General features: G+C 67.3%; 6 protein-coding genes. 5 read left to right on the top strand and 1 reads right to left on the bottom strand.

Annotated features, from left to right (window positions below; translation table 11 throughout):
- Nucleotides 1-424: 424 nt before the first annotated feature.
- The gene (groES, locus tag ACXAID_RS15155) at nucleotides 425-727 is read left to right on the top strand and encodes a co-chaperone GroES (protein WP_475023030.1); all 303 of its coding nucleotides are present in this window, start codon (nucleotides 425-427) and stop codon (nucleotides 725-727) included.
- 90 nt (nucleotides 728-817) lie between these two features.
- Nucleotides 818-2446: a chaperonin GroEL gene (gene groL, locus ACXAID_RS15150; RefSeq protein ID WP_475023029.1), complete on the top strand. Its 1629-nt coding sequence runs from the start codon at nucleotides 818-820 to the stop codon at nucleotides 2444-2446.
- Nucleotides 2447-2534: 88 nt separating this feature from the next.
- Here the strand turns inward: groL and ACXAID_RS15145 are convergent, their stop codons facing one another.
- Nucleotides 2535-4922, bottom strand: coding sequence for an arylsulfatase (locus tag ACXAID_RS15145; RefSeq protein WP_475023028.1), 2388 nt, complete (start codon nucleotides 4920-4922; stop codon nucleotides 2535-2537).
- A 212-nt stretch (nucleotides 4923-5134) separates the two neighbouring features.
- Here ACXAID_RS15145 and ACXAID_RS15140 point away from each other — a divergent pair, with 212 nt between their 5' ends.
- Genes ACXAID_RS15140 through ACXAID_RS15130 form a run of 3 tightly spaced genes read left to right on the top strand, consistent with a single transcriptional unit; the run spans nucleotide 5135 to nucleotide 6988 of the window.
- Complete coding sequence (locus tag ACXAID_RS15140) at nucleotides 5135-5665, top strand: hypothetical protein (protein ID WP_475023027.1); 531 nt, start codon at nucleotides 5135-5137, stop codon at nucleotides 5663-5665.
- 28 nt (nucleotides 5666-5693) lie between these two features.
- The gene (locus ACXAID_RS15135) at nucleotides 5694-6257 is read left to right on the top strand and encodes an RNA polymerase sigma factor (RefSeq protein ID WP_475023026.1); all 564 of its coding nucleotides are present in this window, start codon (nucleotides 5694-5696) and stop codon (nucleotides 6255-6257) included.
- Nucleotides 6254-6988: a zf-HC2 domain-containing protein gene (locus tag ACXAID_RS15130; RefSeq protein WP_475023025.1), complete on the top strand. Its 735-nt coding sequence runs from the start codon at nucleotides 6254-6256 to the stop codon at nucleotides 6986-6988. The genes ACXAID_RS15135 and ACXAID_RS15130 overlap by 4 nt, the downstream gene beginning before the upstream one ends.
- Nucleotides 6989-6994 lie beyond the last annotated feature (6 nt).

Genomic DNA, 6994 nt, shown 5'->3' with positions numbered 1-6994 from the left:
GCTGCCGCCTGTCCGCCGCCCGCCCCGGCCGCCGCCGCCCCCGGCGGATCCGACGCCCAGCCGACCATCAGCGCGCTCGAGGCCGACGGCAACCGCCAGGGCGTCGTCACCGGCCAGGTCTACTACGTCGACGTGCCGTAGCCCCCGTCGAGACTGCGCCCAGGGCGGCTGACGCTGCGAAAACACAACCCTGGACGCAGTCTCGACGACCACCCCACCACACGAGGCACGCCCGACTGGGCGCCCCTCTTGTGCGCTCTGAGAAAACAGGCACATACCCGACCTTGAGTGCTAGCACTCGCGTGTATAGAGTGCTAGGTGGCAGTCGGGCCACCCCGTGTCGGCACCCGCGACGACGGCGCGAGGCGGACAACCGGCGGTCACACACATACACCTACATCAGTAACAGTGAAGGGGCTCCATCGTGGCGAGCGTTAACATCAAGCCACTCGAGGACAAGATCCTCGTCCAGGCCAATGAGGCCGAGACCACGACCGCTTCCGGTCTGGTCATCCCCGACACCGCCAAGGAGAAGCCGCAGGAAGGCACCGTCGTCGCAGTTGGCCCCGGCCGCTGGGATGAGGATGGCGAGAAGCGGATTCCTCTGGACGTGTCGGAGGGCGACGTGGTCATCTACAGCAAGTACGGCGGCACCGAGATCAAGTACAACAACGAGGAGTACCTGATCCTCTCGGCCCGCGACATTCTGGCTGTCGTCGCCAAGTAAGCGAATCGTGTTCCGCCCCGGACTTACCCGCATGCACGGGTGATGTCCGGGGCGGCATACGTTTTGCCCTCGATATAGGGAAAGACATCTATGAGCAAACAGATTGAGTTCAACGAAACCGCGCGCCGCGCCATGGAGGCGGGCGTGGACAAGCTCGCTGACGCGGTCAAGGTGACCTTGGGCCCCCGCGGCCGGCATGTGGTGCTCGCCAAGGCCTTCGGCGGTCCGACCGTCACCAACGACGGTGTGACCATCGCCCGCGACATCGATCTCGAAGATCCCTTCGAGAACCTCGGTGCGCAGCTGGTGAAGTCGGTGGCCACCAAGACCAACGACGTCGCCGGCGACGGCACCACCACCGCCACCGTGCTGGCTCAGGCCCTCGTCAAGGGCGGGCTGCGCAACGTCGCCGCGGGTGCCAATCCGATCGCGCTCGGCGCAGGTATCAGCAAGGCCGCCGACGCCGTGTCCGAGGCGCTGCTGGCCTCCGCCACACCGGTCAAGGACAGTCAGGCCATCGGCCAGGTCGCCACTGTGTCCTCGCGCGACCAGCAGGTCGGCGAGCTGGTCGGGCAGGCGATGACCAAGGTCGGCGCCGACGGCGTCGTGACGGTCGAAGAGTCGTCCTCGCTGAGCACCGAGCTGGAGATCACCGAGGGTGTCGGCTTCGACAAGGGTTTCCTGTCGGCCTACTTCGTCACCGACTTCGATTCGCAGGAAGCGGTGCTCGAGGACGCGCTGGTGCTGCTGCACCGCGAGAAGATCAGCTCGCTGCCTGACCTGCTCCCGCTGCTGGAGAAGGTCGCCGAGGCCGGCAAGCCGCTGCTGATCGTCGCCGAAGACGTCGAGGGCGAGGCTCTTTCGACTCTCGTCGTCAACGCCATCCGTAAGACGCTGAAGGCCGTCGCGGTCAAGGCACCGTTCTTCGGTGACCGTCGCAAGGCGTTCCTCGACGACCTGGCGGTCGTCACCGGCGGACAGGTGGTCAACCCGGACGTCGGGCTGATCCTGCGCGAGGCCGGCCTCGAGGTGCTGGGTTCCGCGCGCCGCGTCGTCGTCGACAAGGACAGCACCGTGATCGTCGACGGTGGCGGCACCCAGGAGGCCATCGACGGCCGCAAGGCGCAGCTGCGCGCCGAGATCGAGAACAGCGATTCGGATTGGGACCGCGAGAAGCTCGAGGAGCGGCTGGCCAAGCTGGCCGGCGGCGTCGCGGTCATCCGGGTCGGCGCGGCCACCGAGACCGATCTGAAGAAGCGCAAGGAAGCGGTCGAGGACGCCGTCGCGGCGGCCAAGGCCGCCGTCGAGGAGGGCATCGTCGTCGGTGGCGGGGCGGCACTGGTCCAGGCCCGTGCCAACCTCGACGACCTGCGCAAGTCCACGTCGGGTGATGAGGCGCTGGGCGTCGAACTGTTCGCCGCCGCGCTGGCCTCTCCGCTGTACTGGATCGCCACCAACGCCGGGCTGGACGGCTCGGTCGTGGTGAACAAGGTGTCCGAGCTGCCGGCCGGGCACGGTTTCAACGCCGCGACGCTGAGCTACGGCGACCTCACCGCCGACGGGGTCGTCGACCCGGTGAAGGTCACCCGCTCGGCGGTGCTCAACGCCGCGTCGGTGGCGCGCATGGTGCTCACCACCGAGACCGCCGTCGTGGACAAGCCGGAAGAGGAAGAGGATGACGGCCATGGCCACGGCCACGGGCATCACCACCATCACTGAGTGACTGCACACGAGACACCCCCGGCCCGCTGGGCCGGGGGTGTTGTCGTTCCGGGTGGAGATCTCTGTGGCGCGAGGCTAGGTCGGGTCAGTCGCGGGCGAACTGCATTGCCACGGCCGTGTCGGGGGGATGTTGGCCGGCCTCGATGAAATCGATCGTGACTTCATGGAGCACCCCGCCTCGGAACGGATACGGCGAGACGTAGTCGGCAGAGACCGAGTAGGCCACGCTGCGCCCGGCGGACACGGCCTGGAACGGATCGAATCCGGTCATCGGCATCCCTTTCGTCGAACCGACGCTGCGCCCGTCGACGGACAGCACGACATCCCCGACGACCTCGAGAGGCCTTTCGCCGGTCCCGGTGAGGGTGAACTCCACCCCTAACAGACTGTTTCCCAACGCGATCGGCTCGTCGGAGGTGACGCTGCTCTCGACGCCGCCGACGTTGTTCGTGTACCGCAGCCTTCCGTCGATGACGTAGAGGGCATGCCCGCCCGATCTGCTGCCCTGGGAGAACAACACGCCCTGGGCATCTGGGGTTTCGATCGACACCGGTGCGCGCAGCGAGAACGACCTGCCGCGGATCAATCCGCCCGTCGGGGTGTGCTGGGCCGGGGTGCCGGGCAGGTATGTCGCGCGTTGCGGCGGTGCGCTGAGTCCATTGGTGGCCAGACGTGCGATGAGCTCGTAGAGGCTGAGGTCGTTCAGCGGATACGCGTTGTACCGCTTCGCCTCCGCATGCCACAGGTCTTTGAGTTCGTCGAGCTTGCCGGGATGCACGGCGGCGAGGTCGTGGACCTGGCTGCGATCGGTGTCGATGTGGAACAGTTCCCATCGATCCCGGTCGAAATTCGACCATCCGGGAATGTGCGGTGCGGCGGAGGTCGTCGGGTGCACGGTGTTGGCGAACCAACCGTCGTGCCAGATGCCGCGGCTGCCCAGCATCGAATAGAACTGGGTGTGCTTGTCTGCTGAGGCAGACGAGTCCTTCAGTGCTGCAGCGAGACTGGTTCCTTCCAACGGTCGTTGTGCGATTCCCTTCACGGTGGCGGGCGCAGGCAGGGCCAGCAGGTCGTAGACCGTGGGGGTGATGTCGCTGACGTGGGCGTAGTGATCGCGGACCTCTCCCCGGGCGGACAGTCCCTGCGGCCAGGAGACGATGCAGGGGTCGGCGATACCGCCCTCGTGCGATGCGTAGCGTTTGAACAGCTTGAATGGGGTGTTGAAGGCCATCGCCCAGCCGTTCGGGTAGTTCATCCTGGTGGCCGGCCCGCCGAACTCGTCGCACTTGTCCAGTGTGGGCACGGCCTCCGGGCCGCCGCGCAGCGACACCAGTTCGTCGAGGCTTCCGACGGGGCCACCTTCGCCGCTGGCGCCGTTGTCGGACATCGCGACGATGATGGTGTTGTCCAGCTGGCCGGTCTCGTCGAGATGGTCGAGGATGCGGCCGATCTGGGCGTCGGTGTAGCTCAGGAAGCCGGCGAACACCTCGGCCATCCGGCTCGAGATCTGTTTCTGCTCTGCGGACAACGAATCCCACGGGGGCACGGTGTCGTGTTCGGGCCACGGCAACCCGTCGGGGTTCGTGCAGTCGGCGTAGGGGTTCATCGGCGACAGTTCGGTGTGCTCGGGCAGCAGTCCCATCGCCTTCTGGTTGGCCAGCGCGATCTCCCGGTAGCGCTCATAGCCCATGTCGAACCTGCCTCGGTACCTATCGGCCCATTCGGCGTCGACCTGGTGCGGCGAGTGCCCGGCGCCGGGGCACAGATACATGAACCACGGCTTGTCCGGCGCCGCCGACCGGTGCTCGCGCAGGAACCCGATCGCGTTGTCGGCGAGGTCCTTGGACAGGTGATAGCCCTGCTCCGGAGTCGCCGGTGGGTCGATGGGGCGGCTGTCGCTGACCAGGCTCGGGTACCACTGGTCGGTCATCCCGTCGAGGAAGCCGTAGAACCTGTCGAATCCCCGGCTCAGTGGCCAGTACCGGCGAGTGCCCGCGGCATGGCAGTCCTCGGACGGCGTGAGATGCCACTTGCCGACCGCGTAGGTGGACCAGCCCTGCTCGGCGAGCGTTTCCGAGATCAGCGCCGTGTCGGCGGGTATGCGCCCGTGATGGCCGGGAAAGCCCTGCGCCATGTTCACCACGGCGGCGACCCCGGTCGTGGTGGCGTTGCGGCCGGTCAACAGCGCAGCGCGGGTGGGGGAGCACAGCGCCGTGGTGTGGAACTGGGTCAACCGGATCCCGTGATCGGCGATGCGTTTCATGTTGGGCATGTCGACCAGACCGCCGAAGCAGTCCCAGGTCGCGATCCCGATGTCGTCCCACAGCAGGTACAGCACATTGGGTGCCCCCTCGGGTGCGCTCGGCGCCCGGTAGGGTGCCCAGTCCGGCACGGAGTCCCGGATGTCCTCGCGGACGGTTCCCTGGAAATCGCTGACTGGCGCTGAGGGCTCGCCACCGGAAAAATCTGTCATGACTGACAGAATATTGGAATATGTCAGTCCTGACAAGTTGATGTCGGAGTCGCTCGACGATCAGTTGGGCGAAGGCGTGATTCGTCGAGGGCGACCCGGTGGGCCTCCGGGCGTCGGGCTCGAAGATCTGCAGGCTTATCCCGTGCAATCAAGGCCGCAACGCCGGCGTCCTTACCCGGTAGAAGAACGCTGACCGAAAGGGTGCATGAATCATGACCGCTTCGTCTACTTCCGCCCGGCATGCCGATCCCGTCGGCGCACGTCTGTTGCGCGGCGCGATCGCCGGCCTGGTCGCGGGCCTGTTGTTCATCCTGGTGACGATGTGGCTGGCTTCGGCCGGCGGTGGCGCCGCCGACATGCCGCTGCGGATGATCTCGACGATCGTCCAGGGCGACGCCGCGATGGCCGACGGTTCGACCAGCGTCGGCTTGGGCTGGGCGATCCATCTGGTGTTGTCCGCGATCTTCGGTATCGCCTTCGCGACCATCACTCCGCTGCTGAAGTCCAATGGCACGGTCGCGATCGTCGGATTCGGCTACGGGGTTCTGCTCTATGTGGTGAACTTCCTGGTCCTGGCGCCGTTGGTGTTCAACACGTTCCAGAATGCCAATCAGCCGTTCGAGCTCGTCGTGCACATCGTGTTCGGCACACTGGTGGGGCTGGCCTTCTTCTCCAGTGGGCCGCGCAGTTCCGAACCGGTGCTGGCGGTGGGCAGGACCGGCCGGCAGATGACAGGGGTCTGACCCACCGATCGGACGGGCGGCACAAGAGGTGACCACAACCAGTGAGTCCTTCGTCGCAGCAGTGATGCCGTGTATCGACGTCGTGCACAACCTCGCACGCCGACTCGCCCACCGCCGGGTCGACGCCGAGGACCTCGTGCAGGAGACCCTGGAGAACGCCTGGGCCTCGTGGTGCACGGGATCCCGGCCGGAATCGCTGAAGCCGTGGCTGTCCACGATCTGCCTCAACCTCGCCCGCGACCGGGCACGAAAGACGGGGCGGCGCCCCGAGGTGGGCTGGCCGGTCGGTCTCGATCCGGTGGACGCCGTAGACGTGGCGGACGTCGCGCTCCGCCACGTGCAGCTCGCGGTGGTCGAACAGGCGTTGTGGACCCTGCCCGAACATCAGCGGGTGGCCATCACGCTGATGGATATCTGCGGACTGACCGCCGCGGAGACCGCGCAGGTGCAGCAGTGTTCGCGGGGGACGGTGTTGGCCAGGGTGCATCGCGGGCGCAAAGCCCTGGCGCGGGCGGTCAACGGGCTCGCCGAAGATCCCGCCGCGGCCCGCGAAGACAGGACAGGCCTGCAGGACGGAGGAGGGCAGCGATGAACGGACCCGGGCACGACGCCGCCGATGGCGCCGCACGGTATCTCGCCGGAGAGCTGTCCCCTGAGGAACGCCGTGCTTTCGAGGCGCACATGATGAGCTGCGACGCCTGCTGGACCGAGATGGCGACAGCACGCGAGGGTCGCGGCCTCGCCGAGTCCCTGCGCGAGTCGGCACCGCAGTCGGCCAGGGAGCTGTTGCGCACGATCGCTGCTGCGCCACCGGACGGGGCACGGTCGACACGGCCCGCTCGCTGGTTCCACACCGCAGGTTCTGGCCGGCGTGCCGCAGCCGCGGTGCTGGTGATCCTGGTCGCAGCGGGCCTGACCGGAGTCGTGACGCTGCTGACCGGGCGGTCGGCGGACCCGCTGCGCGCGGCGGCCGCCGAATACCAAGTCCGGTCGAGCCAGGAGGCAGGCACCGGGGCACGTCCCCCCGTCGCGCGGATCGGCGACCTGGTCTGGACCGGAACGGATCACAAGACGATCGGCGACCAACCGGCCACCTTGTATCGCTACGCCGATGCGCAGGGGGAGCAGGTCGTACTGATCAGCTCGACGCAGAGCTTCCCCCGCGCGGACAACGCGCAGAACGTCGGCGCCGGTCCGGAATGGATCGCCGACGTCGACGGGGCGACGATGTTGTGTGCGGATGCAGACGGGCTGTCGTGGCTGGTCGTCGCGGGTTCGCGAGACGAGGCGATTTCCGCGGGCGCCGCAGTCGGTTTCGCCTGAAGATCG

The sequence above is a fragment of the Mycobacterium sp. ABE4_509 genome (assembly GCF_056160785.1).
Note: the sequence above shows the minus strand (reverse complement) of the source record. Positions and strands in the feature narration are given on the sequence as shown.